Source organism: Tsuneonella sediminis, assembly GCF_051912845.1.
In the GTDB taxonomy this organism is placed as follows: domain Bacteria; phylum Pseudomonadota; class Alphaproteobacteria; order Sphingomonadales; family Sphingomonadaceae; genus Tsuneonella; species Tsuneonella sediminis.
Genome location: NZ_JBNCBU010000001.1, coordinates 1,369,129 through 1,393,419, shown reverse-complemented (window position 1 = coordinate 1,393,419; position 24,291 = coordinate 1,369,129). Strand labels below are relative to the sequence as shown.

Below are 24,291 nucleotides of genomic sequence, written 5' to 3'. Positions count from 1 at the left end.
CGATGCAGGTCAGCCGCCGCGGTCTTGTTGCAGGCGCCGCGATCGGCGGCGGCTTGCTGGTTGCCTGGGGCCTGTGGCCGCGCGAGTACCGGGCTCCGCTGACGCCCGGAAGAGGCGAATGGGCCTTTTCGTCGTGGCTCAAGATCGCTCGCGACGGGGTGGTCACGGTCGCGGTGCCGCAACTCGAGATGGGCCAGGGCGTAACCACATTGCTGCCGCAGGTCGTCGCCGCGGAACTGGGCGCGGACTGGCGCACCGTCGCGGTCGAGCCCGCACCTGTTTCGGGTGCCTACGCGAACCTTCCGCTCGCGGCGAAATGGGCCCCACTGTGGATGCCGTTCGCGCCCGGCCTGGCGGACGAGCCGGACGGGCTGGTCACTCGGCGCTGGGCCGAGGCGGCCGGATTCACAGCGACCGCGGAAGGCACCTCGCTTGCGGCCTACGAAGGACCGGCCAGAGAGGCGGCCGCGGCGGCGCGCGCGATGCTGTGCATGGCAGCGGCCGACCGCTGGGACGTCGCCTGGGAGGAGTGTCAGGTGCACGACGGCCTTGTCGTGCACGGAGAGAGGCACCTCGCATTTGCCGCCCTGGCCGAGGATGCCGCCGGCTACGATCCGCCCGATCCCGCTCCGGTCCTTCCGGGCCCTTGTCGCGAGGAACCCTCGGTTCAGGGTCTCGGGTCGGACCCCGTCTATCCCCGGCTCGACCTGCCGGCGAAGGTCGACGGCACGTTCCCCTTTGCGGGCGACATCCGGCTCCCGGGGATGCTTTATGCGGCGATCCGTCAGGGTCCGATAGGCGATACCGAGCTTGCGGGCTTCGACGAGGAAGCGGCTGCGCGGGTCCGGGGCCTGCGCGCCGTGGTGAAGTCGCGCGGATGGATCGCGGCGGTGGCGGATACCTGGTGGGCGGCGGAAAAGGCGTTGGCGGCGATGAGTCCCGTCTTTCGAACCACTGGCCGCGCCAGCAGCGAGCGGATCGCCGAGGCGCTCGACGGCGCCCTGACCGAAGGCGAGGCAAGCCGGGTGGCAACCCGCGGCGCGGGCGATTCCGGCAAGGGCGACCCTTCCGCCACCTATCGCTACGAGATCGCGCCCGCCACGCACGCCATGATCGAAACTGCGACGGCGACTGCCCGCCTTGCCGACGGCAGGCTCGAACTGTGGGTCGCCTCGCAGGCGCCGGCGCTCGCCAAGGCGGCGGCGGCAAAGGCCGTCGGCCTCTCCGCGGATGAAGCGGTGCTCTATCCGATGGCTGCCGGGGGCAGTTTCGACCGGCGGCTCGAACACGATCACGCGATCCAGGCCGCCGTCATCGCGCAGGCAGCCGGAGCGCCGGTCCAGCTGATCTGGTCGCGATGGCAGGAGCACGTCGGTGGGCGGCCCCGCGCCGCGGTGGCGGCGCTCGCAAGCGCGTGGACCGCGCGGGAAGACGGTACTCCCATCGCCATGCGCCTGCGGGTGGCGATGCCCGCGACCAACGCGGAATTCGGCGCCCGCCTCTTCGGCAACAAGACCGCGCTCGCGGCGCGGAGGGTGGCGGGAGCGGCGCCCGATCCCCTCGCGTTCGAGGGCGCAGCCTCCCCCTACGCGATCCCCGACGTGGCGATCGACCACGTGCCGGTCGACGTCGGGCTGCCGAGCGGGCGCCTGCGCGGCAATGCGCATGGCTATCTGGCCTTCATCGTCGAGAGTTTCGTCGACGAGCTGGCCGCGCGCGTCGGACGCGAACCATTGGGCTTTCGTATGGGAATGCTGGGCGGCGATCCGCGGCTCGCAGAGTGTCTTCAGCGCGCGGCGCGGCTGGGAGAGTGGGACGGAGGGGCCAGGCAGAGCGGCAACGGCATCGCGTGCTGGCGCATCGGCGATCCCGACGGGGGCGGGCCTGTCGCTCGAATTGCCTGTGTCGCGACCGCCCGCGCTGGCGAAGGCGGGGTTCGGGTCGAGAAGCTGAGCGTCGCGGTCGACCTCGGGCGGATCGTCAATCTCGATGTCGCCCGCCAGCAGGTTGAAGGCGGACTACTCTTTGGCGTCGGTATCGCGACGGGTTCGGCGCTACAGTACCAATCAGGCTTGCCGACCACGAGCCGGCTCGCCGGTCTCGGTCTGCCCGCACTCCCCGACTGTCCCGAGATCGCGGTCGATTTCATTTCGGGAGAGGGCGAACCCGCCGATCCCGGCGAGATCGGGGTGGCCGTCGCGCCGCCGGCGATCGCCAACGCGCTTCATTCGGCGACCGGCCTGCGCCTGCGCCGGCTTCCCCTGCTGTCCGAGGGCCTATGACCTGGCAACCGCAATCGCTACCCGCCGACCACCCGTCCGTCATGAGCGGCAGGATCGGCGTGCTAATCGTGAATCTCGGCACGCCCGACGCGCCGGACCCCACAAGCGTGAAGCGATACCTTGGCGAGTTCCTTTCCGACCGGCGCGTGGTGGAGATCCCCGCGCTCATTTGGCAGCCGATCCTGCGCGGAATCATCCTCAACACCCGGCCCAGAAAGAGCGCGGAGGCTTACCGCCAGGTCTGGACCGACGATGGTTCGCCGCTCGCCTCGATAACCCGGGCGCAGGCGCAGGGCCTGGCGGATCGTCTCGGCAACGGCGTCATCGTGCGCCACGCGATGCGCTATGGCCGCCCCGCGATCGGAGCCGAGTTGCAGGCGCTGATGGATGCCGGATGCGACCGCATCCTGCTTGCGCCGCTGTACCCGCAGTACAGCGGGGCCACGACCGCGACCGTTGTGGACAAGGCGGCGGACAAACTGCGGACAATGCGGTGGCAACCCTCGTTGCGCACGCTGCCGCCGTATCACGACGAGCCCGCGTACATCGATGCGCTCGCCGGCGATATCGGTGCCCAGCTCGACCGGCTGGACTTCGCGCCCGAGGTGCTGCTGCTGAGCTTCCATGGGATGCCGCTGCGCACCCTCGAACTCGGCGACCCCTATCACTGCCATTGCCGCAAGACGGCCCGCCTGCTCGAAGAGGCGCTCACCCGGCCCGACTTGCGGATCGTCACCACCTTCCAGAGCCGGTTCGGGCGCGCGAAATGGCTTGAACCCGCCACCGACGCAGTTCTGTTGGAAGAGGCGAAGGCGGGAACCAGACGTCTCGCTGTCGCCGCACCGGGATTTTCGGCCGACTGCCTCGAAACGCTCGAGGAGCTGGCGATCCGCGGCCACGAGCAGTTTGTCGAGGCCGGCGGCACCGAGTTCGCGGCCCTGTCGTGCCTCAACGCCGGCGAGATCGGGATGACGATGCTCGAAACGCTCGTGCGGCGCGAACTTGCCGGGTGGGTCTAGGCGGCTTACAACGGTGTAAGTTGTCAGGAGCTACCCGTGGCCAGTCTCGCAGAATCGACCCTTGCGGCGCACCAGCCGGCCGAGATGCCTCCCTCTCACTGGTCCGAGGGACGGCTGACCGATGCCGATCTCGCGCACATCCCCGGCGAAGCCGGACCGCCGGTGGTGGGCAACCTGTTTCGCATGCTAGCCGATCCGCACGGGTTCCACTGGCGCATGTTCCGCGAATACGGCCCGGTCTACAAGAACAAGACCCTCGGCTACTGGCACGTCATGCTGATCGGGGCCGAGGCGAACGAGCTCCTGCTGTTCGATCGCGACAAGATCTTCTCGAGCGAACAGGGCTGGGGTCCTACCCTGCACCAGCTGTTCCCCCGAGGGCTGATGCTGCTCGATTTCGATCATCACCGGGCCGACCGGCGCGCGCTGTCGATCGCCTTCAAGCCCGAGCCGATGCGGCACTATGCCGACGCGCTCGACCGCGGGATAGCGGACGAGGTGGCGCGCTGGCGGGGCGAGATGCTGTTCTACCCGGCGATCAAGAAGCTCACTCTCGACCTTGCCGCCGACAGCTTCCTCGGCCTGCCCTGGGGTCCGGAAGCCGACCGCATCAACCAGGCGTTCGTCGACATGGTCGCAGCGTCGGTGACGCCGGTGCGCAAGCCGCTGCCGTTCACCCAGATGCGCAAGGGCGTGAAGGGGCGGGAGTTCCTTGTCGATTATTTCACCAGGGAAACCCTGAAGCGTCGCGCGGGCGAAGGGCTTGGGCAGGACATGTTCAGCCAGTTCGCCACCGCCACCCGCGAGGACGGCGAGATGCTGCCTGTCGACGAGGTCGTCGACCACATGAACTTCCTGATGATGGCTGCCCACGACACCATCACGTCGTCCGCGACGAGCCTTGTCTGGCTCCTCGCCAAACACCCCGAATGGCAGGAAAGGGTCCGGCAGGAGGTTTTCGCCGTGACCGGCGGGCCCGACGCCCACGGAAATCCGCGGGGTGCGACCTACGACGACCTGCCGAAGTTCGACCTGCTCGAGATGGCGTTCAAGGAAGCGCTGCGCCTCATCACCCCGGTGCCCTCGATTCCGCGCCGTGCGCTGCGCGGCTTCGAGTTCAATGGAGTGAAAATTCCCGCGGGCGCCGCGTGCGGGTTCAACGCGCACCTTACGCACCACATGGAGGAATACTGGGACAGTCCGGACAAGTTCGACCCGATGCGGTTCACGCCGGAAAAGGTAAAGGCCAGGCACAAGTATGCCTGGATCCCCTTCGGTGGCGGGGCGCACATGTGCCTCGGCCTGCACTTCGCCTACATGCAGGTGAAGATCCTCATGGCGCAGCTGCTCCAGCGGTATCGGATCGAAGTCGCCGACGGCTACGAACCCGAGTGGCAGCCGTGGCCGATCCCCAAGCCCAGGGACGGCCTCCGGATTGAGCTGCGCCAGCTCTAGAAATCGACCGCAATACCGTCCCTGACCCAGTCGCCGTAGCGGGTGGGGCTGAGATTCTCGTCGACCTTCGGCGGCGCCGGTTCGGGCGCCGGTTCGCTCGTCCAGTGCGGGGGCTTGTCGAACTGTTCGGGACGTTGGGTGGCGCGCTTGGTCACGGGGGCAAGATGGGCGCGCTGGCGCCCGAGTGCAATCGTCGATAGGGGCGCAGCCTATGGCAAGGATCCAGGGTCTCCCCGCGCGCGCCGCCGCGCTGCGCATGCTCGACGCGGTGCTGCGCCGGGGCGAAACGCTGGAAATGGCCGAGCGCGCCTGCGCCAAGGGGCTGACGCCGAGCGACCGCGGCCTCGCCCGCGCGATCGCGAGCGAGTCCCTGCGCTGGCTCGTCGATCTCGACGCCCTGATAGACAGCGCGACGAAGCAGGCCCTGCCGGCCGACGCCAAGCCACGCACGGTTCTGCGGATGATGCTCGCGCAGGTGCTGCGCCTGGAGACCCCTCCGCACGCCGCGATCGCGACCGGCCTCGAGTTGCTCGATGGCGGACCGAGGCGGCTGGCGCACGGGGTGTTTTCCGCGCTGGTGAAGCGTGGCGCCGCCCTGCCGGCGGTGCCCACGCTGCCGCCCGCGGTCGCTGATCGCTGGGGCGAGCGCGCCGGCGCGGTTGCCGCGGCACTCGCCGAACCGCCCCCGCTCGATCTTGCGCTCGGCGACTGGTCCGCGACCGACGACTGGGCCACCAGACTGGGCGGCATTTCGCTTGCGGCGGGCCATGTCCGCCTGCCGCGCGGCACCGCAGTCGAACGCCTGCCCGGTTTCGATGAGGGTGCATGGTGGGTCCAGGATCTCGCCGCATCGCTGCCCGCGAGGCTGCTGGGGCGAGGGGATGGCCGCAGCGTCCTCGACCTGTGCGCCGCGCCCGGCGGGAAAACACTGCAACTCGCTGCGGCCGGCTGGCTGGTCACAAGCGTCGACAAGAGCGTCAAGCGGCTCGACCGCCTGGTCGAAAACCTCGATCGCACCCGGCTGTCGGCCGAAGTCGTCGCCGCCGACGCGTTGGCATGGGAGCCGGGCCGCACCTGGGATGCGATCCTGCTCGACGCGCCGTGCACCGCAACCGGTACATGCCGGCGTCATCCCGATGTACTGCACCGCATCGGCCCACGGCAGATCGAGGAGATGGCAGAACTGCAGTCAGCCCTTCTCGATCGGGCCCGGGGCTGGCTCGCGCCCGGCGGCACGCTGGTATACGCAACCTGCTCGCTCGAACTTGCCGAGGGGGAGGCGCACGCGGCACCCGTCGCGCTCGATCGATTGCCTATCGGGGCGGGCGAGCTTCCCTCGGGACTGGCCCCCACTCCCGAGGGGTGGCTGCGGACCGAGCCATGGATGCTCGGTGAGGCCGGCGGCATCGACGGCTTCTTTGCCGCGCGGTGGCGACGGGGTTAGGCCTTGACCTTTTCCTGGAAGCTCTTGCGCAATTTCAAGAGCTTGGGTGGAATGACCGCAAGGCAGTATGGGTTCCGCTGGCCTTCGCCTTCCCAGTACTCCTGGTGATAATCCTCCGCGGGGTACCATTCGGCCGGACCTTCGACCGTCGTGACTGCCTGCTGTCCCGGATGCTCGTCGTTCCACCGCGCGATGGCTGCTTCGGCCTCGGTGCGCTGGGCATCATCAAGCGGGAATATCGCGCTGCGATACTGCGTGCCGACGTCGTTGCCCTGACGGTTGAGCTGGGTTGGATCGTGAGTACCCAGGAACACATCGTAGATTTCCGGCAGGCTGATGATCGCGGGATTGAACGTCACCCGGATCGCCTCCGCGTGACCGGTCCCGCCCGAACAGACCTCCTTGTAAGTCGGGTTCTCCACGTGGCCGCCGATGTATCCGCTTTCGACCTCACTCACCCCGATCACGTCGCGGAACACCGCCTCGGTGCACCAGAAGCACCCGCCCGCCAAGATTGCCTGCTCGCCCATGTCCGAAAATCTCCTTCGCGCGCCGAGATAGGAAGCGCAGCTCCGCTTGTCACCGCCCGCAGCCGCACTAGAGTGGCGCGGACTTCAAGGGAGAGTTTTCCGATGCGCTTGCTCATTGCCGCCGCCGTATCCGCCATCGCGATCGCCGCTCCAGCCGCCGCACAGGATCATTCGGAGCACGGTGCCGCGACACATGCCAGCCACGCCGCGCTCAAGGCGGCGGTCGACAACCCCAACCGCGACGCCGACCGTGCTCGCGACCAGTACCGCCATCCGATGGAGACGCTCGCCTTCTTCCAGGTGGAACCCGGCATGAAGGTCGGCGAGTACGCTCCCGGCGGCGGCTGGTATTCACGTGTGCTCGGCAACTACCTCGGCGACAGCGGGCAACTCGTGGGCCTTTATTTCACCCCCGACGGTGACGCGTTCAGCGCCGAGGCGCAGGCCGGTATCCGCAAGGGCGCAACCGATTTCCCCGGCAAGGTGGCCGGCTGGACTGGCAAGCCCGCCGCGCGTTTTTCCGGCCTGACGCTCGAAGATGTCAGCGACGCCGACAAGGGCACGTTCGACCGCGTCCTCGTCATCCGCATGCTGCACAACATGATGCGCTGGAACATCGCCGACCAGGAACTGAAGGTGATGCGCGAACTGCTCAAGCCGGGCGGGATGCTGGGGGTCGTCCAGCATCGCGCCCCCGAAACGGCAGACGGCGACTATGCTGGCGGCACCAAGGGATACCTGCGGCAGAAGGACGTGATCGGCTTCGTCGAGGCGATGGGCTTCGAGCTTGTCGGCGCGAGCGAGATCAACGCCAATCCGCGCGATACCGCCGATCATCCCCAGGGCGTGTGGGAAATGCCCCCCACGCTGAGCACCAAGCGCGACGACCTGCGCGGGATGGGCGAAAGCGACCGGATGACCTTGCTGTTTCGCAAGCGTTGAGAGCGCCGCGGGGCACGCGGCGGTCATACGGGTGGACTTAATGCAGCCAGAGAAATAGGCCGCTTGCATGTCCGACAGCGAACGCTCCGTAACAGTCGCCGCGCTCCAGCTCGACCTGTCGTCGCAGGACGAGGCGGAGAACATCGGCGCCGTGTCGGCGCTGGTCGAGGAGGCTGCAGGCCGCGGCGCGCAGATCGTCCTGCCGCCCGAACTTTTCTCGGGCCCCTATTTCTGCAAGGTCGAGGACGAGGCGCTCTTTGCACTCGCGCGCCCCACAGCGGAGCATCCGTCGGTGACGGCGATGCAGAAGGTAGCCCGCGCACTCGGAGTTGCAATCCCGACCAGCTTCTTCGAGCGCGAGGGGCACCATTACTACAACACGCTCGCGATGATCGGCGCCGACGGCGAGATCATGGGCACCTACCGCAAGAGCCACATTCCCGATGGTCCCGGGTACGAGGAGAAATACTACTTTCGTCCCGGGAACGACGGTTTCAAGGTATGGGGCGTGTTCGGGACCCGCATCGGCGTGGGTATCTGCTGGGACCAGTGGTATCCCGAATGCGCGCGGGTGATGGCGCTGATGGGTGCCGAACTGCTGTTCTACCCCACCGCGATCGGGTCGGAACCCTATGACGCCGATCTCGACACCAGTCGCATGTGGCGCCGCGCGATGGTGGGCCATGCGGTGTCCAACTGCATGCCGGTGATCGCCGCCAATCGCATCGGGACCGAACGCGAATGCGGCGGGGACGGTCAGGGCTTCTACGGGCACAGCTTCATCACCGACGAATGGGGCGATTACCTGTGCGAATACGGTGCCGGCGAAACCGGCGCCCTGGTCGCGACAATCGATCTCGCGCAGGCGGCCCGGCACCGCGCGGGGATGGGCTTCTTCCGCGATCGCCGGCCCCAGCTTTACGGACGCATCTGCGAGGACGTCTGAGCGGGCATCGCTACCTGGTCGCGCTCGGCTCGAACGTGCGGCATCCCCGCTTCGGCGACCCCCGGCGGGTGGTATCCGCGGCGCTCGCCTCGCTGAAGGACGACAGCGCAGTCGAGGCGGTTTCCCGGGTCATCTCCAGTGCTCCGCTCGGACCCTCGCGCCGCTGCTACGCAAACGCCGCCGCTCTGCTCCGAAGCGGATTCGAGCCCGAAGGGATGCTCGACAGGCTGCAGGCGATCGAGCAGGACTTCGGCCGCCGCCGGCGCGGCGCGCGGTGGGGGCCGCGCGTGCTCGATCTCGACCTGATACTGTGGAGCGGCGGTTCATGGGCAAGCGATCGCCTCGTCATTCCCCACCCGCGGTTTCGCGAGCGCCGGTTCGTTCTCGCCCCCGCGGCGACCATTGCGCCGGGCTGGCGCGACCCGCTGACGGGCCTCACGCTCGCCCAGCTCCATGCGCGCTTGACCCGCGCCAACCCGCTGGCCTAGGGCCGCGCCTGCCGCATGGTTGCGTCGGGCCCTTAGCTCAGTCGGTAGAGCAACTGACTTTTAATCAGTAGGTCGCTGGTTCGAACCCAGCAGGGCTCACCACCGGTCGCCTGGTCGGCAGATGTCCTCCCCGATCCAGTTATAGTTGCCCGATTGGCCCGCCCCGCCATGCAGCGGGTTGCGAAGCGGGCCGATGTGCCCCATGCCTTCGCATACGGTGCAAGCCAGAGGGGACGGAGACATGAGCGACCTCATTCTTCCGGTCACGCGCAGGGCGCTGCTGGGCAGTTCGGCGGCGAGCGTCGCGCTCCTGTCGGCCGCGGAAGTCAGCGCCGGGACCGACGCGACCGGAGTCGCTGCGATGAAAATGCCCGTGTCGATGTCCGTCAACGGAACCGAGCGCATGCTGACGCTCGATCCGCGCACCACCCTGCTCGACGCGCTGCGCGAACATCTCCGGCTTACCGGCACGAAGAAGGGATGCGACCACGGCCAGTGCGGGGCGTGTACCGTGATCGTGAACGGCGAGCGGATCAATTCATGCCTTACGCTTGCGGTCCAGCACGCTGGCGACGAGGTGACGACGATCGAGGGGCTGGGAACCCCCGACAGCCTGCACCCGATGCAGGATGCCTTCGTCGAACACGATGGCTACCAGTGCGGTTACTGTACTCCAGGCCAGATCTGTTCGGCGGTCGCCATGCTCGACGAAATCGCCCGCGACGTGCCGAGCCACGTGACGCACGACCTTGGGGGCAAGATGCGGGTCACCGACGCCGAAATCCGTGAGCGGATGAGTGGCAACATCTGCCGCTGCGGGGCCTATTCGAACATCGCCGCGGCGATAGCCGAAGTCGGGGGAGGCTGATCATGCGCAGCTTCACCTACGAACGCGCCGTCACCCCGCAACAGGCGGCCCGCGCCGTCGCCGCGCGACCGGGGGCAAAGTTCATCGCCGGGGGCACCAACCTGCTCGACCTGATGAAGCTCGAGATCGAGACGCCGACCCATCTCGTCGACGTGCAGGACGCGGGCCTTGGCGAGATCGAGGATACCGATGAGGGCGGCCTGAGGATCGGTGCGTTCGTCAGCAATACCGCGCTTTCCGCCCATCCGCGCATCAGGCGTGATTACCAGGTTCTGACCCGCGCCATCCAGGCTGGCGCGAGCGGGCAGCTGCGCAACAAGGCGACTACGGCGGGCAACCTCTTGCAGCGCACCCGCTGCCCCTATTTCTACGACACCAACATGCCCTGCAACAAGCGCAGCCCCGGCAGCGGGTGCGCGGCGATCGGCGGCTATTCGCGCCAGCTTGGCGTCGTCGGCGTGTCGGACAAGTGCATTGCTACGTATCCGGGCGACATGGCGAACGCACTCGCGGTGCTGGATGCCGTTGTCGAGACCATCAGGCCCGATGGCAGCACCCGCTCGGTCCCGATCGGCGAGTTTCACCGGTTGTGGGGCGACACGCCGGAACGTGAAACCATGCTCGAGAGGGACGAACTGATCACGGGCGTCGTCCTTCCCGAACCGCCGGGGGGGCGCCACTTCTACCGCAAGGTGCGCGACCGGGCATCCTATGCGTTCGCGCTGGTGTCCGTTGCCGCGGTGATCCAGCCCGATGGAAGCGGGAGGGTTGCGTTCGGCGGCGTGGCGCCGAAACCGTGGCGCAGCAATCAGGGCGACGATGCACTGCCGCTCGGTGCCGGGGCTGTCGTCCAGCGGGCGTTCGCAGGTGCGACTCCGCGGGACGATAACCGGTTCAAGATCGCCCTCGCCGAGCGCGCGCTCGCGGGGATCCTGGCCGAGGCGAGGAGCTGAGACATGAAATTCGAGGCACCCGCCGGCAAGACGTTCGTCGACGATCCGAAGATCATCGGCAGGGCCACCCGCCGGATCGACGGACCGAGGAAGACCACCGGCACCGCGCCCTATGCCTACGAACGGCACGACGTCGTGCCGGGCCAAGTCTATGGATACATCGTCGGATCGGCGGTCGCCAAGGGACGGATCGCGTCGATGGACCTGGAGGCCGCCCGCAAGGCGCCCGGCGTCATCGCGATCGTCGCTGCGACCGAGCACGAGCCTGTGGGCACGAGCCCGTTCAACACCGCCCCGCTTTTCGGGGGACGCGACATTGCGCACTATCACCAGGCGATCGCCTGCGTCGTGGCGGAGACGTTCGAGCAGGCGCGCGCCGCAGCCGCGTTGATCCGGACCACGTATGACCGCGACAGGGGCGAATACGAACTTGCCAAGGTGAAGAACGGGGCGAAGATCGCCCGTGGCTGGAGTGTGCCGGAGGACGTCAAGCGCAACGGGGACTTCGCCGGGGCCTTCGGGGCCGCACCGGTCCAGCTCGACCAGACCTATACCACGCCCGACGAGGCGCACGCGATGATGGAGCCTTTTGCCACCGTCGCTGCGTGGGAGGGTGAAAAGCTGACGCTGTGGACCAGCAATCAGATGATCAACTGGTCAAGACAAGCGCTCGCAAGCATCCTGAAGATGCCGAGGGAGAATATCCGGCTCGATTCGCCGTTCATCGGGGGCGGGTTCGGCGGCAAGCTGTTCGTGCGCGCCGATGCCGTGCTCGCCGCGCTGGGTGCCAGGGCTGCGGGCCGCCCGGTCAAGATCGCGATGCAGCGACCGCTCATGTTCAACAATTCGACCCATCGGCCGGCGACGATCCAGCGCCTGAGGATCGGCGCGGACAAGGACGGCAAGATCCTTGCGATGGGTCACGAATGCTGGTCGGGCAACCTCCCCGGGGGCAGCGCGGAAAACGGGGCGGCGCAGACCCGTTCGCTCTATACGGGGCCGGACAACCTGACTGTCAGCTACATTTCGGACCTCGACCTGCCCGAAGGCAACGCGATGCGCGCGCCGGGCGAAGCGGTCGGCCACCTCGCGCTCGAGGTCGCGATGGATGAACTGGCCGAAAAGCTCGGGATGGACCCGATCGACTTTCGCGTTCTCAACGAACCGGACCGGGTGCCAGGCGATCCGTCGAAGAGGTTTTCGGGGCGCCACCTCGTCGAATGCCTGCGGCAGGGCGCGGACCGCTTCGGATGGTCGGCCCGCAAGGCAACGCCGGCAAGCGTGCGCGACGGGCGCTGGCTGGTAGGCCTGGGAGTCGCGGCGGGCTACCGCGGGGCGCCGATCACGAAGTCGGCAGCGCGGGTCAGTATCGATGCGGCGGGCAAGGTGCGGGTCGAGACCGACATGACCGACATCGGTACGGGCAGCTACACGATCATCGCGCAGACCGCGGCGGAATGCATGGGCGTGCCGCTCGAGCAGGTACGCGTCGATCTTGGGGATTCCCGGTCGCCCGTGTCGTCCGGTTCGGGCGGGCAATGGGGCGCCGCGAGCTCGACCGCGGGGGTCTATGCCGCCTGTGTCGAGCTGCGCGGAATGATTGCCGCGAAGTTCGGCATGGACCCCGATCGTGCCGCTTTCGAGAGCGGACGGGTCTCGGACGGCAAGGCCACGAAGACGCTGGCCGAGGTGGGTCCGCTCTCGGCCGAGGGCGAGATGGATTATGGCCCGTTCCAGGACGACTACGACATGGGCACCTACGCGGCGCACTTCGCGGAAGTCGGCGTCGACGCCTATACCGGCGAAGTGCGCATCCGGCGCATGCTCGCGGTCTGCGACGCAGGGCGAATCCTGAACCCCCTCTCTGCGCGCAGCCAGGTCATCGGCGCGATGGTCATGTCGGCCGGCTCGGCGCTGATGGAAGAACTGGTGGTCGACAGGCGGTTCGGCTTCTTCGCCAACCACGACCTTGCGGGGTACGAAGTGCCGGTCCACGCCGACATTCCGCACCAGGAAGTCGTGTTCCTCGACACGCTCGACGACGTGATAAGTCCATTGAAGGCCAAGGGTGTGGGCGAACTGGGAATTTGCGGTCCCGGAGCGGCGATCGCGAATGCCGTCTACAACGCAACCGGCGTCCGGGTGCGCGACTACCCGATTACGCTCGACAAACTCATCGGGAAGCTTCCCGCCGTCGCCTGAACGCTTCCGCCTGCGCCTGCCGCAGGCTCTCCGGAGTATCGATGTCGATCAGGCTTTGGACCGAACGGGGCCTGACCACGGCGGCATCCGGCCAGTCGAGCGTGGCGGCGCCGCGATCACCGTTGAGAGACAGGAGTTTCTCGTAATCGCTGCGGGGAAACCCGGCCGGCACGCCCGACCGGCCACCACTATACCCAGTGAAGACGGCACCCGGTCCCCGCGCCAGACGTCCGAGGTGTGCGGGTTCCACGAACGGCATGTCCGCAAGCGCGATGACGATCCGCCGGGCGCGGCGCCCCGCCTCCACGGCGACAGCGATGGACGATGCGATCCCCTGATCTGCTGCCGGGTTCGGGTGGACGGTCGCGCGGACCGCCTCGCTGCCGGCGGCGACCAGCGGGTCGTTGGTGACGACATGCAGGTCGGCAAAGCCGGCCTGCCGCGCGCTTTCCAACGCCCAGCGCCAGACCGGCCACCCGGCGAGGTCGGCAAGAAGCTTGCCTCCGCCGAAGCGCGAGCCCCGTCCCGCAGCCAGCAGGACGAAGGCGCAGGGCTGTTCAAGCCTCGGGACGGAGCCGCTCGTAGTCATGGGCGATCTCGGTCAGGGCGGACAGCGCCAGCGTCTGCGGCGTGCGGCTGCCCGCGACGGTGCCGATCGGGCTGCGGATGCGCGCCAACGCGGCATCGTTCGCGCCCCGCCGGCGCAGCTCGGCGATCCTGGCACGGCGCGCCTCCCTGCCTCCCTGGGCACCGATGTAGAAGGCGTCCGTCCGAAGGGCCTCCTCGATCAGCGCCAGGTCCCACTCGTGGTCGTGGAAAAGCAGCACTACCGCGGACCATGCGTCCGCTTCCGCGCGGCCGCTCGATCTTCCCAGCGCCAGGTCGTCCTTGCCGGTCGCCTCGATCTCGACCCCCGCGGCCCGCGCCAGCCGGACGAGTGCTGCCAGCTCCGGCCCCTCGCCGAATGCCGCGACCCGGAGCCGCGGGATATACGAGCGGAAGAGGGCGCCACTATCCGCAGGCAGCCGGAGCGATGCGGGACGCCGCGCGAGGAGTCTGTCCATGGCAGCCGCGCAGGCCGCGTGGTCCGGACGGGGATCAATCAGGATGTCGAGCCCGCCGCCGCAGGGGAGCCGGAAGTCGATGTGCGGCGATCCGGTTCCATACCGTTGGATGGTCGGCTTTCGCGCATCGCGGCAGTCGGCCGCGAGCTGGCGTTCAAGACAGCCGTCGGACAGGCTGCCGACAATTTCCCCGTCGGGCAGTATCGCGAGTTGCGCTCCCATCCGGCGGGAAAAGGTGCCGTCGATCCCGACGATCGTGCACAGGCCAGCCCCCGGCATTCGCGCTGCCGCGAGCGCGGCATGATCCTCGTCGAACTGCTCGGCAGGGCAGGCGCAGGGCGAAGGGTCGGGCACGCGTGGCTTGTGTTGTCCCTTGCGCCTCTACGCAAGCGAATCGTTCGCGGGGGGTTACCTGCCGGGCGGTCCGCCTCCTGCGGCAAGCGCCGCCTGCGCGTCCCGAACACGCTGTTTGCTGCACTCCGGCTTGGCGTTTTCAAGGCCAGCAAGTAACCTCGTGCGGTGGACAGCGGCAAACTTCCTCCCCCGATCAATTTCTGCCAGGCCTGCGCGGTGCGAAATCGCGCGATCTGCGCGGACCTCGACGAGGACGAGATCGCGATCCTCAACCAGATCGGACGCCGGCAGACGTTACGCGCGGGCCAGCCGCTCATGTGGGAAGGCGACGAGGCGGTGGTCGTCGCAAACGTCGTCGAAGGCGTCCTCAAGCTGTCGAACTACACGACCGACGGGCGGGAGCAGATTCTCGGTCTCGCCTATCCGTCGGATTTCCTCGGCCGCCCGTTCGGCCCGACGTCTCCCTACGGGGTCGAGGCACTCACCGAGACCCTGGTCTGCGTGTTCCACCGGGCCGATTTCGAGCGCTTCGCCCGCACGCACCCCCGGCTCGAGCACAAGCTTCTCGAGCGCACGCTGACCGAACTCGACCGTTCGCGCCGCTGGATGCTGCTGCTCGGCCGGATGAGCGCGGAACAGAGGCTCGCGGCCTTCCTGCTCGAGATGTCCGAACGCCTGTCGCCCGCGACCTGCGCCCGGGAGCCCGGGTTCGCAGATTCGCTCGAACTCCCGCTGTCGCGGCAGCAGATCGCCGATGTTCTCGGCCTGACGATCGAAACGGTGAGCCGTCAGTTCACCCGCATGAAGGCCGAGGGACTCATCGATCTTCCCTCGCGCCGCGGCATACTGATCGTGCACCGGGAAGGTCTGGAGGCACGCACCGTCTGACGGCCTGTCGGGCTTGCGGGCACCCGGGACCGCTCAGAACTGCTTCGTGTCGAGCCAGCGGGCCAGGGTCACGCCCAGTGCGATCAGCGGCGGAACCAGCACGACCGACAGGACGACTTTCGCCAGCACCTGCCCGATGAGCAGGCTGCTGATGTCGAACTCTCCGTAAAACGCCAGCGTGATGAAGATGACCGAATCGATCGCCTGGCTGAGCGCCGAAGCGATGGCGCCGCGAACCATGATGCCTAGTGTTCCGCCGTCTCCGCTGCCGCGCAGCTTGGAAAAGATCCACACGTTGAGCAGCAGGGAAACGAGGTAAGCCGCCGGACCGGCCATGTAGACGCGCCAGAGTTGCGCATGCACCCGCTCGAACGCGGCAAGGTCGTCGCCCCTGAACTGGACCATCTCCGAGGAGGCGGGGAGGGCGAGGACCAGCTGCATGAGGAGCGACGAGACCAGCAGCGGAAGGAAACCCCACCATACCAGTCGCCGCGCCATCGCGTCCCCGTAAAGCTGCGACACCGTGCTCGAGATCACGACGAGCAGCAGGAAGGCGAAGATGCCCGATTCGACCGCGAGGGCGGTCGGCACGAGAGCGACCTGCTTGTAGGCCATGACCCCCGCCAGCACGGTCATGCCGCCGTAGAGCAGCAGATAGACGAACAGCGCGCGGGGAACGTTCAGGCTCGATGTTATCGGGCTCGGAGAGACAGTGTCGTTCATGCGCGACACGATTGGCACTCGGCCCGAGAAAAGGAAAGCGTGCACAAACGAGCCTTGCGCGTTTGTTTGTGGAGACACAAAAGCACTCCGGATGAGGGAGTCGCGAATCCGGTTTCAAAAGTAACCGGCCGTCGCTATCGGGGAGCGCCATGCCGCCAGTCGTCGCCAGTATTCTGGGGATCGTCGCGATCCTCGCCATCGCCCTTGCGCTGTCCAACGGCAGGCGCCGGATCCGCCTGCGTATCGTGGGGGCGGCGTTCGCGCTCCAGGCCCTGCTGGCCTTCATCGTTCTTCGCACGCCGTGGGGAGTCGCGGGAATCCAGGCGATGTCCGACGGGGTGGCCGCGCTGCTGTCGTATGCCAACGAAGGCACAGCCTTCCTGTTCGGGCGCGACAACCCGCTCGCGAACACGTTTGCCCTCGGCGCGCTGCCGGTGATCGTGTTCTTCGCCGCGCTCGTCTCGATCCTCTACCACCTGGGGATCATGCAGCGGCTGGTCCGCTGGCTCGGCGGGGCGATCGGCTGGGTCACCGGTGTGAGCCGGGTCGAGGCGCTGGGGTCTGCCGCCAACATATTCGTCGGCCAGTCGGAAAGCCCGCTGGTCGTGCGGCCCTATCTCGCCGCGTTGAGCCCGAGCCGGCTGTTCACGCTGATGACCGTCGGCATGGCGGGTGTCGCGGGCACGATCCTGGCGGCCTATGCCGGGCTGCTCGGGGAGCGCTACCTTCCCTATCTCCTTGCCGCCGCGTTCATGTCGGCCCCCGGCGGGATCCTAATGGCGAAGATCATCATGCCGGACGAGGACGAGCCTTCGGGCGCTGCGGAGGGCGAGATCGTCCTGCCCACCTCGCGCATCAGTGCCGAAGGGCCGGCCGCGATCGTAGAGGGGGGCAAGCCGCACGAGGTCGAACTGGCGGAAACCTTCGAAGAGGGCACCCGCCCGGCGAACGTCATCGAGGCTGCCGCCCAAGGCGCGCAGACGGGCGTCAAGCTGGCCGTGGCGGTGGGCGCGATGGTGCTCGCCTTCGTCGCGCTGGTCGCGCTGGCCAACGGCATCCTCGGCTGGTTCGGGGCCCTGCTCGGGTTCGAAGGGTGGAGCTTCCAGGCTGCGCTGGGCGCGGTGTTCGCGCCGGTCATGTTCCTCATCGGCGTGCCGTGGGACCAGGCGCCGGTGGCGGGGGGGCTGTTCGGCACCAAGGTCGTCCTCAACGAATTCGTGGCCTTCATCGACCTCGGCCAGCTCGGCGCCGAGGTCCTGTCCGAGCGCAGCCGCGCGATCGTGACCTTCGCGCTGTGCGGTTTTGCCAACTTCTCGTCGATCGCCATCCAGATGGCCGTCACCGGCGGCCTGGCCCCGAACCAGCGACCGGTCATCGCCAGGCTCGGGCTGAAGGCGCTTGCCGCCGGCTCGTTGTCCAACCTCATGTCCGCCGCGCTCGCCGGTCTGTTTCTTCCCTACTGAGTCTTTGAACAATGTCCGAAATCGCTTCCGTCTCGATTGCCCGTCCGCTTGACGAGGTTGCCGACGAACTCGGCCGGTCCTTCCGCGAATACGGGTTCGCGGTGATCCGCGACCACGGCATTCCCGCCGACCTGATTGCGCGGGCAGAGGAGCTGTCGAAGGCGTTCTTCGCGCTGCCGGAAGAGGTCAAGAAGGGATACAAGATCGAAGGCGGCGGCGGCGCGCGGGGGTACACTCCCTTCGGCGTCGAACGCGCCAAGGACGCCGAGGTTCACGATCTCAAGGAGTTCTGGCACGTGGGCCGCGAACTGCCCGCAGGGCATCCGCTGGCCGAATACATGGCCGCCAATGTCTGGCCGGAGGAAATCGAGGGCTTCCGCGAGACCTTCACCGAACTGTACGCCGCGTTCGAAAAAGCCGGCGGGCGCGTGCTCGAGGCGATCGCCTTGCACCTCGGCCTGCCGCGCGAATGGTTCGCGCCCACGGTCGAGGATGGCAACTCGGTCATGCGCCTGCTGCACTATCCGCCGCTCGACGGGCCGCACGCCGAGGGCGCGATCCGCGCCGCCGCGCACGGCGACATCAACACGATCACCCTGCTGCTCGGCGCCGAGGAAGCCGGGCTCGAGCTTCTCACCGCGAGCGGCGAATGGAAGGCCGTCGATACGCCCGACGGCGCACTGGTGGTGAACATCGGCGACATGCTCGACCGGCTCACCAATGGCCGACTCAAGTCGACCCAGCACCGCGTGGTCAATCCGAAGGGTGCGGCGGCCTACCGGAGCCGGTACTCGATGCCGTTCTTCCTGCACTTCCGTCCCGACTTCGAAATCGTCACGCTGGAAAGCTGCATCGACCCGGCCCGGCCGGACGATCATCCGGAGCCGATTTCGAGCCACGCGTTCCTCCAGCAGCGGCTGCGCGAGATCAATCTGGCCTGATTCGAACGGTCTCGAGCCCTCCAGAGGGGCGGGACACAGTTTTCTGAGATTTTGTTGCATCGCGGCAACACAGGAAGCCCTTTCTATTTCAAAGGCTTAGGCCTCGCTTCCTGCGGGGGGGAAAATTCTGTGGGCGGATGCCACACAATCGTAACGCAAGGGCCTTTTGGCCGCGGCAGGAAGTTCCTATCGGGCGACCCAGTCGTCTTCCTCTCCTCATCGAATGCAAGGGATCGTATTCCATGAAGCTCAAGTATCTGCTGGCCGCGAGCGCCGTCAGCCTATCCGCCGCCGCCGTGCTGCCGGCTCCCGTCATGGCCCAGCAGATCACCTCGGGCATCCAGGGCACCGTGAGCGACGCAAGCGGCACTCCGCTGGGGGGCAGCACCGTCGTCGTCACCGACACCCGCACGGGTGCCAGCCGCACGATCGTGACCGGTTCCGACGGCGCGTTCCGCGTCGACAGCCTGGTGACCGGCGGTCCCTACACGGTCACCGCGACCTCGCCCGGCCGCGAGGGGCAGACCGTCGAGGACGTCTTCATCAACCTGCAAGGCAACACCAACCTCGCGTTCTCGCTCGAGGCGAGCGACGCGGGCCAGACGATCGTCGTCACCGGCTCGCGCGTGCAGCTTACCCAGCGCGCGATCGGCCCCGGCCAGTCGTTCGGCACCGACACGATCGAGGCGTTTCCGTCGATCAGCCGCGACGTTCGTGACATCATCCGCATCGACCCGCGCGTCAGCCTCGACCGCAGCAACGAGGTCGACCGCGTCTCCTGCCTCGGCGGCAACGACCGCTCGAACGCCTTCACCGTCGACGGCATCGCCCAGTCCGACCTGTTCGGCCTCAACGGCACCCCGTTCGCCAGCCGCAACTCGCTCCCGCTTCCGTACGATGCGGTCCGCGAGACCTCGGTCGAGTTCGCTCCGTTCGACGTCCAGTATGGCCAGTTCACCGGCTGCGCGATCAACGTGGTGACCAAGTCGGGCACCAACGCGCTGCATGGCTCGGCATTCTTCACCTATGCCAGCGACAGCCTGCAGGGCGACAGCGCGGGCGGCCTCAATTTCTCCGCCAGCCCCTACAAGGAATACCGCTGGGGCGCGACGCTCGGCGGCCCGATCATCAGGGACCGGCTGTTCTTCTTTGCCGGTTACGAAGAGACCGACCTGTCGGACAGCTTCGAGTTCGGTCCCGCGGGCAACGGCTATCCGAACGAGCTGACCTACGTCACCAACGCGGACTTCGACCGGTTCTCCCAGATCCTGTCGTCGACCTATGGCTTTGAAACCGGCGGCCTTCCCACCAACCTGGCGGAAAGCAGCCAGCGCTATTTCGGCCGGCTCGACGCGTACATCACCGATGGCCAGCGCCTCGAGGCGACCTATCAGCGTCTGGAAGAGATCAACGTCGAGGAAGACGATTTCTCGCAGACTGCGAACATCTACACCGGCATCAACAGCTTCGAGGCCGAGGGCACCGAGAGCGACTACTACTCGCTGCGCCTGTATTCGGACTGGTCCGACACGTTCTCGACAGAGCTGCGCGCCAGCCGCGCGATCGTGCAGGACGTCCAGGGGCCGGTCGGCGGCGGTGAAGCGCAGAGCGACAACCCGATGCCCCGTTTCGTGGTCGGGGTGACCAACAACGGGCAGAACGGCTCGCTCCTGGCGGGGCCTGGCTTCTCGCGCACGTCGAACGACCTCAAGACGACGGTCACCCAGTTCAAGGCGCTCGGCCGCATTTCGCAAGGCGCGCACACGATCACCCTCGGCGGCGAGATGAACGAGCTGAAGGTGTTCAACCTGTTCGCTCAGAACTCGACCGGTACGCTGACGTTCAACAACCTCAACGATTTCGCTGCCGGCATCCTGTCGGGCGGGTCGAACACCTTCCCCAGTGCCGACCAGATCGTCGCCGGCCAGTCCGCGGGTGCCTACGGAAACTTCACCGCCAGCGGCGACATCAACGACGCCGCGGCCCGCTGGAAGCGCACCACCTGGTCGGCCTACGTCCAGGACGAGTGGGCGGCGACCGACCAGCTCGACGTTGTCGGCGGCGTGCGGATCGACTGGCTTTCGGGCAATGCGCCGACGGCCAATCCGAACTTCTTCGCGCGGTATGGCCACACCAATGCGATCAGCTTCGGCAAGATCGACCCGGTGATCCTCCCGCGCTTCGGTCTGACCTACAACCTCTACAATCAGGGGTTCTTCTCGGACACGCAGGTCAAGGCCGGCGTGGGCCGGTTCACGGGCGGCGACCCGGCGGTCTATTTCTCGAACGCGTTCTCGAACAACGGTTTCGTCACCGGCTTCGGTCAGACCGGCGTGACCGCGAGCACGTCGGCCGGGCGCATCGCGTGCTTCCCGACCACCGGACCGCGCGCCAACGTCGTTTCGGGCGGACAGTTCACGGGCATTCCGCAGTGCGTGCTCACCAACGCCGCGACCCAGTCGGCGCGGGGCCTCGCCGACACCCAGTCGACCGATCCCAACTTCAAGATGCCGACCGTCTGGCGCGCCAACTTCGGCGTCGCGACCACGTTCGGTGCGCCGAGCGGGTTCTTCAGCGACTGGCGCCTGAGCGCGGACTTCATCTGGTCCAAGTTCCAGAACCCGGTGGACTTCGTCGACCTGTCGCAGGTCGTGAACCCGGCGCTCGGCGTCAACGGATTCACTGCCGACGGCCGCCCCATCTACCGTGCGATCGATCCGACCGCGGCCGGCTGTGCCGCGCAGCTGCAGAACCAGGGCGGCAGCCCGCCGACCTACACCAACGTCACCCCGGCCTGCTTCAACACCAGTCGCGACGACGAGATCCAGCTGACCAACGGCAAGAGCTACGAGAGCAAGATCGCCTCCGCGATCCTGTCGAAGAACTGGCGCCGCGGTATCTTCACCGATGGCGGCCGGATCAACTTCAACCTCGGCTACGCCTACACCGACTCGAAGAACAACCGGAACAACAACAGCTCCACGGCGACCTCGAGCTTCGACATCGTCGCGGCTTACGATCGCCAGGCGGTGGACGTGGCACGCAGCGAGTACGCCTCGCGGCACAACCTCACGATGGGCCTCAATGTCCGCGAGCAGTTCTTCGGCGACAACGACACCAGCTTCGGCTTCGTGTTCGTCGCCCGCTCGGGGCGTCCGTTCTCGGTGGTCTGGGACAACGCTCCGTCGGAGGTCCTCAACGACAGCGCGAGCGGCGACTTCAACTCGCTGTTCTACGTTCCGACCGGCACCAGCGACCCGAACGTCGTGATTGCCGACGCGGCCTTCGCCGGCGCGCTCGACAGCTTCATCTCGAACAACAAGTGCATCGCCAAGTATCGCGGCCAGGTGCTGCCGCGCAACTCGTGCGAGAACTCGTGGTTCTACGATCTCGATCTGCGCTTCAGCCAGGAAATCCCGGGACCGATGAGCGCGTTCGGGCTGAAGAAGGACAAGGTGAAGCTTTTCCTGGACTTCGACAACTTCCTGAACTTCATCGACAGCGACAGCAACGTCTTCCGGCGGTACAGCTACACCGAAGCGCTCGTGCGCGCCGACATCCAGTCGGGCACGGGGAAGTACGTCTACACCCCGATCAGCTCGCAGTACCGGAACGGTGCGGTCAGCTTCCGCGACCCGGTGGTGCAGAGCTCGTCCTCGCTGTGGAAGATCCAGCTGGGCGTCAGCTACGACTTCTGATCCGGGCACGATCCTGAAACACGGCGGCGGCGCTCCTTCGCGGGAGCGCCGCCGTTCGTTTTTGGCTGGCGGAACGCGTGAGAGTGCCGCATCGTTGACGCCAGCATGGCGGCCCCCGGCTCAGCGACCAACGACAACTTCGCCAGCGCGCGGCGCCGGCCCCGCCCGGCTACTCTCGTGGCGATCGTCCTGCTGCACGTCCTCGGCATCTACGCTCTTGCCAAGGCCTTCGCGCCGAACGCGACGGCTTCGGTCGAGGACGCAGTGCTTTCGACCTTCACCGTCACTGTCGAGACGAAGGAATACGAGCCTCCCCCCGAGCCGGAGCCCGACGCCGGTGCATCGGGTGAGGAAGGCACGAAGGCGGTCCCAAAAGCGACCATTGCGCCCGAACCCAGGATCAAGGTCAAGCCCGACCCGCCCGCCCCGAAGGCAAGCTCAACCGGTTCGGCCGACACCTCGGGAGCGCGGGAACAGGGCGCCGGGACAGGTGCCGGCGGGACGGGTTCGGGAACCGGCAGCGGTAGCGGCGGCAGCGGGCAGGGAGGCGGTATCGCCACCAACCCGGTTCATGTCTCGGGGGGCATCAACAACGCCCGCGACTATCCCACGCCGCCTGGCGGCCGCCAGGCCCGCATCGGCACCGAGGTTATCGTGAAGGTGATCGTCGGCCCCGACGGACGCGCGTCGAACTGCAGCGTGTACAAACCCAGTCCCGATCCCGAGGCGGACGCGATCACCTGCCGCCTCGTCGTCGAGCGGCTGCGCTTCAAACCGGCGACCGATGCGGCCGGAAACCCGGTGGCCGCTCCGTTCTACTGGCGACAGCGGTGGTTCTGAAATTTCGACCGCCCGAAACGAAGGGAATCGCCAGTCCGTTTTTTCGTGCTAGGTCGCGCCGGAGATGAGCATTTGTCCGATCACCCCGGTCGTCCTGTGCGGGGGCAGCGGTACGCGCCTGTGGCCCCGCAGCCGCAAGGACAAGCCCAAGCCATTCCTTCCGCTGGTCGGCCAGTCGACGCTGTTCCAGGCCACGCTCGAGCGCTGCCGTGGCGAGGGATTCGCCAGTCCCGTCATCGTCGCGGGAGCGGCGCACGTGGCCCTGATCGAGGAACAGGCGGACGAGGACATTACCCTGATCGTCGAGCCGGCGGCGCGCAACACGGCCCCGGCGATCGCGCTCGCCGCCGCGCTTCTGCCCGCCGACGCTATCATGCTGGTCTGCCCCAGCGACCACCATATCGCCGACGCTGACGCATTTGCCGCAGCGGCGCGGGTCGCGGCCGGGCTTGCGGAAGAGGGCTGGATGGTGGCGATGGGCATTTCCGCCGATCGGCCCGAGACCGGATACGGATATATCCGCCTGGGCGAACCCATTGGCGAAGGAGGCGCGGCGCACCGGATCGATCGCTTTGTCGAGAAGCCCGATCGGACCACTGCAGAACGCTTCCTGGCGGAAGGCGGTTACGCGTGGAACGGCGGCATATTCGCCTTTCGGGCCGGTGCATTCCTCGGCGAGCTCGCCGCGCACCGTCCTGCGATGGCCGAGGCTGTCCGGCAGGCTGTCGCAGGCGGCTTGCGCGACGGTCATGCGTTTCACCCGGAGGCGGCACCGTTCGAGGTGATCGCGGGCGAATCGGTGGACTACGCGGTGATGGAGAACACTAGCCGTGCCGCTGTCGTTCCGGCCGACATGGGATGGTCCGACATCGGCAACTGGCAATCCCTTCGCGACGTGCTCGACCGCGACGGCGACGGGAACCGCGCCCCCGGAAATGCAGATCTGGTCGACTGCCGCAACGTGCTGGTGGAGAGCGACGGCCCGCGGGTGTCGGTCGTCGGCCTCGATGACGTGATCGTGGTGGTCGACGGCGACGAGGTGCTCGTCACGAACGCCGCGGGCGCCCAGTCGGTGGGCAAGCTGCGCGGGGCCGCTGCCCAATAGGGTTCCAAGGCCCGGCTCTTTCCGGTGGGAACGCTTCCGGTTTCAGGAACGCCTTCGCGGGCACCGCAGCTGAATGCTTGACTGAC

The 24,291-nt window shown here is 67.4% G+C and carries 21 protein-coding genes and 1 tRNA gene; 17 read left to right on the top strand and 5 right to left on the bottom strand.

The genetic code is table 11. The features are described 5' to 3' along the window. The first annotated feature begins 2 nt into the window (after positions 1-2). The 3 genes from ACPV3N_RS07085 (at position 3) to ACPV3N_RS07075 (ending at position 4,756) form a co-directional block, all read left to right on the top strand. Positions 3-2,282 carry a molybdopterin cofactor-binding domain-containing protein gene (locus ACPV3N_RS07085; protein ID WP_440116085.1) on the top strand — a complete coding sequence of 760 codons (2,280 nt, stop codon included), beginning with the start codon at positions 3-5 and terminating at the stop codon, positions 2,280-2,282. Continuing rightward, positions 2,279-3,301, top strand: a complete 1,023-nt coding sequence (gene hemH / locus ACPV3N_RS07080; protein ID WP_440116083.1) for a ferrochelatase — start codon at positions 2,279-2,281, stop codon at positions 3,299-3,301. The genes ACPV3N_RS07085 and hemH overlap by 4 nt, the downstream gene beginning before the upstream one ends. Positions 3,302-3,385: 84 nt before the next feature. After that, entirely contained in the window at positions 3,386-4,756 is a 1,371-nt protein-coding gene (locus ACPV3N_RS07075) for a cytochrome P450 (protein ID WP_440117470.1), read from the top strand. Here ACPV3N_RS07075 and ACPV3N_RS07070 read toward each other — a convergent pair. After that, positions 4,753-4,911: a DUF1674 domain-containing protein gene (locus ACPV3N_RS07070; RefSeq protein ID WP_440116081.1), complete on the bottom strand. Its 159-nt coding sequence runs from the start codon at positions 4,909-4,911 to the stop codon at positions 4,753-4,755. The genes ACPV3N_RS07075 and ACPV3N_RS07070 overlap by 4 nt on opposite strands. A gap of 56 nt (positions 4,912-4,967) precedes the next feature. Between ACPV3N_RS07070 and ACPV3N_RS07065 the strand changes: the two genes are divergently transcribed. Continuing rightward, complete coding sequence (locus tag ACPV3N_RS07065; RefSeq protein ID WP_440116079.1) at positions 4,968-6,200, top strand: RsmB/NOP family class I SAM-dependent RNA methyltransferase; 1,233 nt, start codon at positions 4,968-4,970, stop codon at positions 6,198-6,200. Here the strand turns inward: ACPV3N_RS07065 and msrA are convergent. Then, positions 6,197-6,730: a peptide-methionine (S)-S-oxide reductase MsrA gene (gene msrA, locus ACPV3N_RS07060; protein ID WP_440116077.1), complete on the bottom strand. Its 534-nt coding sequence runs from the start codon at positions 6,728-6,730 to the stop codon at positions 6,197-6,199. The genes ACPV3N_RS07065 and msrA overlap by 4 nt on opposite strands. 102 nt (positions 6,731-6,832) lie before the next feature. Here msrA and ACPV3N_RS07055 point away from each other — a divergent pair, with 102 nt between their 5' ends. The 7 genes from ACPV3N_RS07055 (at position 6,833) to paoC (ending at position 13,129) form a co-directional block, all read left to right on the top strand. Beyond that, complete coding sequence (locus tag ACPV3N_RS07055; RefSeq protein ID WP_440116075.1) at positions 6,833-7,672, top strand: class I SAM-dependent methyltransferase; 840 nt, start codon at positions 6,833-6,835, stop codon at positions 7,670-7,672. Positions 7,673-7,739: 67 nt separating this feature from the next. Continuing rightward, positions 7,740-8,618, top strand: coding sequence for an N-carbamoylputrescine amidase (aguB, locus tag ACPV3N_RS07050; protein WP_440116074.1), 879 nt, complete (start codon positions 7,740-7,742; stop codon positions 8,616-8,618). Beyond that, entirely contained in the window at positions 8,615-9,106 is a 492-nt protein-coding gene (folK, locus tag ACPV3N_RS07045; RefSeq protein WP_440117468.1) for a 2-amino-4-hydroxy-6-hydroxymethyldihydropteridine diphosphokinase, read from the top strand. The genes aguB and folK overlap by 4 nt, the downstream gene beginning before the upstream one ends. 26 nt (positions 9,107-9,132) lie before the next feature. Beyond that, positions 9,133-9,208: transfer RNA gene (locus ACPV3N_RS07040), tRNA-Lys, on the top strand. Between the two features lie 139 nt (positions 9,209-9,347). Next, entirely contained in the window at positions 9,348-9,974 is a 627-nt protein-coding gene (gene paoA, locus ACPV3N_RS07035) for an aldehyde dehydrogenase iron-sulfur subunit PaoA (RefSeq protein WP_440116072.1), read from the top strand. A 2-nt stretch (positions 9,975-9,976) separates the two neighbouring features. Beyond that, positions 9,977-10,927, top strand: a complete 951-nt coding sequence (locus ACPV3N_RS07030; protein WP_440116070.1) for an FAD binding domain-containing protein — start codon at positions 9,977-9,979, stop codon at positions 10,925-10,927. Between the two features lie 3 nt (positions 10,928-10,930). After that, entirely contained in the window at positions 10,931-13,129 is a 2,199-nt protein-coding gene (paoC, locus tag ACPV3N_RS07025) for an aldehyde oxidoreductase molybdenum-binding subunit PaoC (protein ID WP_440116068.1), read from the top strand. Here paoC and ACPV3N_RS07020 read toward each other — a convergent pair. Next, positions 13,101-13,718: a nucleotidyltransferase family protein gene (locus ACPV3N_RS07020; RefSeq protein ID WP_440116066.1), complete on the bottom strand. Its 618-nt coding sequence runs from the start codon at positions 13,716-13,718 to the stop codon at positions 13,101-13,103. The genes paoC and ACPV3N_RS07020 overlap by 29 nt on opposite strands. Continuing rightward, entirely contained in the window at positions 13,687-14,547 is an 861-nt protein-coding gene (locus ACPV3N_RS07015; RefSeq protein WP_440116064.1) for an XdhC family protein, read from the bottom strand. The genes ACPV3N_RS07020 and ACPV3N_RS07015 overlap by 32 nt, the downstream gene beginning before the upstream one ends. Positions 14,548-14,712: 165 nt before the next feature. On the opposite strand from ACPV3N_RS07015, the gene ACPV3N_RS07010 reads away from it, so the two are divergent. Further along, positions 14,713-15,435 carry a Crp/Fnr family transcriptional regulator gene (locus tag ACPV3N_RS07010; RefSeq protein ID WP_440116062.1) on the top strand — a complete coding sequence of 241 codons (723 nt, stop codon included), beginning with the start codon at positions 14,713-14,715 and terminating at the stop codon, positions 15,433-15,435. 33 nt (positions 15,436-15,468) lie between these two features. On the opposite strand, the gene ACPV3N_RS07005 is transcribed toward ACPV3N_RS07010, so the two are convergent. Further along, the gene (locus ACPV3N_RS07005) at positions 15,469-16,158 is read right to left on the bottom strand and encodes a queuosine precursor transporter (protein WP_440116060.1); all 690 of its coding nucleotides are present in this window, start codon (positions 16,156-16,158) and stop codon (positions 15,469-15,471) included. Between the two features lie 149 nt (positions 16,159-16,307). On the opposite strand from ACPV3N_RS07005, the gene ACPV3N_RS07000 reads away from it, so the two are divergent. The 5 genes from ACPV3N_RS07000 to ACPV3N_RS06980 all read left to right on the top strand — a co-directional run bounded on the left by ACPV3N_RS07000 (position 16,308) and on the right by ACPV3N_RS06980 (position 24,205). Then, complete coding sequence (locus tag ACPV3N_RS07000; RefSeq protein WP_440116058.1) at positions 16,308-17,621, top strand: NupC/NupG family nucleoside CNT transporter; 1,314 nt, start codon at positions 16,308-16,310, stop codon at positions 17,619-17,621. 11 nt (positions 17,622-17,632) lie between these two features. After that, positions 17,633-18,562 carry an isopenicillin N synthase family dioxygenase gene (locus tag ACPV3N_RS06995; protein WP_440116056.1) on the top strand — a complete coding sequence of 310 codons (930 nt, stop codon included), beginning with the start codon at positions 17,633-17,635 and terminating at the stop codon, positions 18,560-18,562. 242 nt (positions 18,563-18,804) lie between these two features. Next, positions 18,805-22,260 (top strand): TonB-dependent receptor, encoded by a 3,456-nt coding sequence (locus ACPV3N_RS06990; RefSeq protein ID WP_440116054.1) that lies wholly within the window; start codon positions 18,805-18,807, stop codon positions 22,258-22,260. 105 nt (positions 22,261-22,365) lie between these two features. After that, positions 22,366-23,100, top strand: coding sequence for a TonB family protein (locus ACPV3N_RS06985; protein WP_440116052.1), 735 nt, complete (start codon positions 22,366-22,368; stop codon positions 23,098-23,100). Between the two features lie 70 nt (positions 23,101-23,170). After that, a complete protein-coding gene (locus ACPV3N_RS06980; RefSeq protein WP_440117466.1) occupies positions 23,171-24,205 on the top strand; it encodes a mannose-1-phosphate guanylyltransferase in 1,035 nt (344 codons plus the stop codon). Positions 24,206-24,291 lie beyond the last annotated feature (86 nt).

Bases quoted from the DNA above. Each gene is read 5' to 3' on its own strand.
- ACPV3N_RS07085 (WP_440116085.1), top strand. From the start codon at position 3: ATGCAGGTCAGCCGCCGCGGTCTTGTTGCAGGCGCCGCGATCGGCGGC.
- hemH (WP_440116083.1), top strand. From the start codon at position 2,279: ATGACCTGGCAACCGCAATCGCTACCCGCCGACCACCCGTCCGTCATG.
- ACPV3N_RS07075 (WP_440117470.1), top strand. From the start codon at position 3,386: ATGCCTCCCTCTCACTGGTCCGAGGGACGGCTGACCGATGCCGATCTC.
- ACPV3N_RS07065 (WP_440116079.1), top strand. From the start codon at position 4,968: ATGGCAAGGATCCAGGGTCTCCCCGCGCGCGCCGCCGCGCTGCGCATG.
- msrA (WP_440116077.1), bottom strand. From the start codon at position 6,730: ATGGGCGAGCAGGCAATCTTGGCGGGCGGGTGCTTCTGGTGCACCGAG.
- ACPV3N_RS07055 (WP_440116075.1), top strand. From the start codon at position 6,833: ATGCGCTTGCTCATTGCCGCCGCCGTATCCGCCATCGCGATCGCCGCT.
- aguB (WP_440116074.1), top strand. From the start codon at position 7,740: ATGTCCGACAGCGAACGCTCCGTAACAGTCGCCGCGCTCCAGCTCGAC.
- paoA (WP_440116072.1), top strand. From the start codon at position 9,348: ATGAGCGACCTCATTCTTCCGGTCACGCGCAGGGCGCTGCTGGGCAGT.
- ACPV3N_RS07030 (WP_440116070.1), top strand. From the start codon at position 9,977: ATGCGCAGCTTCACCTACGAACGCGCCGTCACCCCGCAACAGGCGGCC.
- paoC (WP_440116068.1), top strand. From the start codon at position 10,931: ATGAAATTCGAGGCACCCGCCGGCAAGACGTTCGTCGACGATCCGAAG.
- ACPV3N_RS07020 (WP_440116066.1), bottom strand. From the start codon at position 13,718: ATGACTACGAGCGGCTCCGTCCCGAGGCTTGAACAGCCCTGCGCCTTC.
- ACPV3N_RS07005 (WP_440116060.1), bottom strand. From the start codon at position 16,158: ATGAACGACACTGTCTCTCCGAGCCCGATAACATCGAGCCTGAACGTT.
- ACPV3N_RS07000 (WP_440116058.1), top strand. From the start codon at position 16,308: ATGCCGCCAGTCGTCGCCAGTATTCTGGGGATCGTCGCGATCCTCGCC.
- ACPV3N_RS06995 (WP_440116056.1), top strand. From the start codon at position 17,633: ATGTCCGAAATCGCTTCCGTCTCGATTGCCCGTCCGCTTGACGAGGTT.
- ACPV3N_RS06990 (WP_440116054.1), top strand. From the start codon at position 18,805: ATGAAGCTCAAGTATCTGCTGGCCGCGAGCGCCGTCAGCCTATCCGCC.
- ACPV3N_RS06985 (WP_440116052.1), top strand. From the start codon at position 22,366: ATGGCGGCCCCCGGCTCAGCGACCAACGACAACTTCGCCAGCGCGCGG.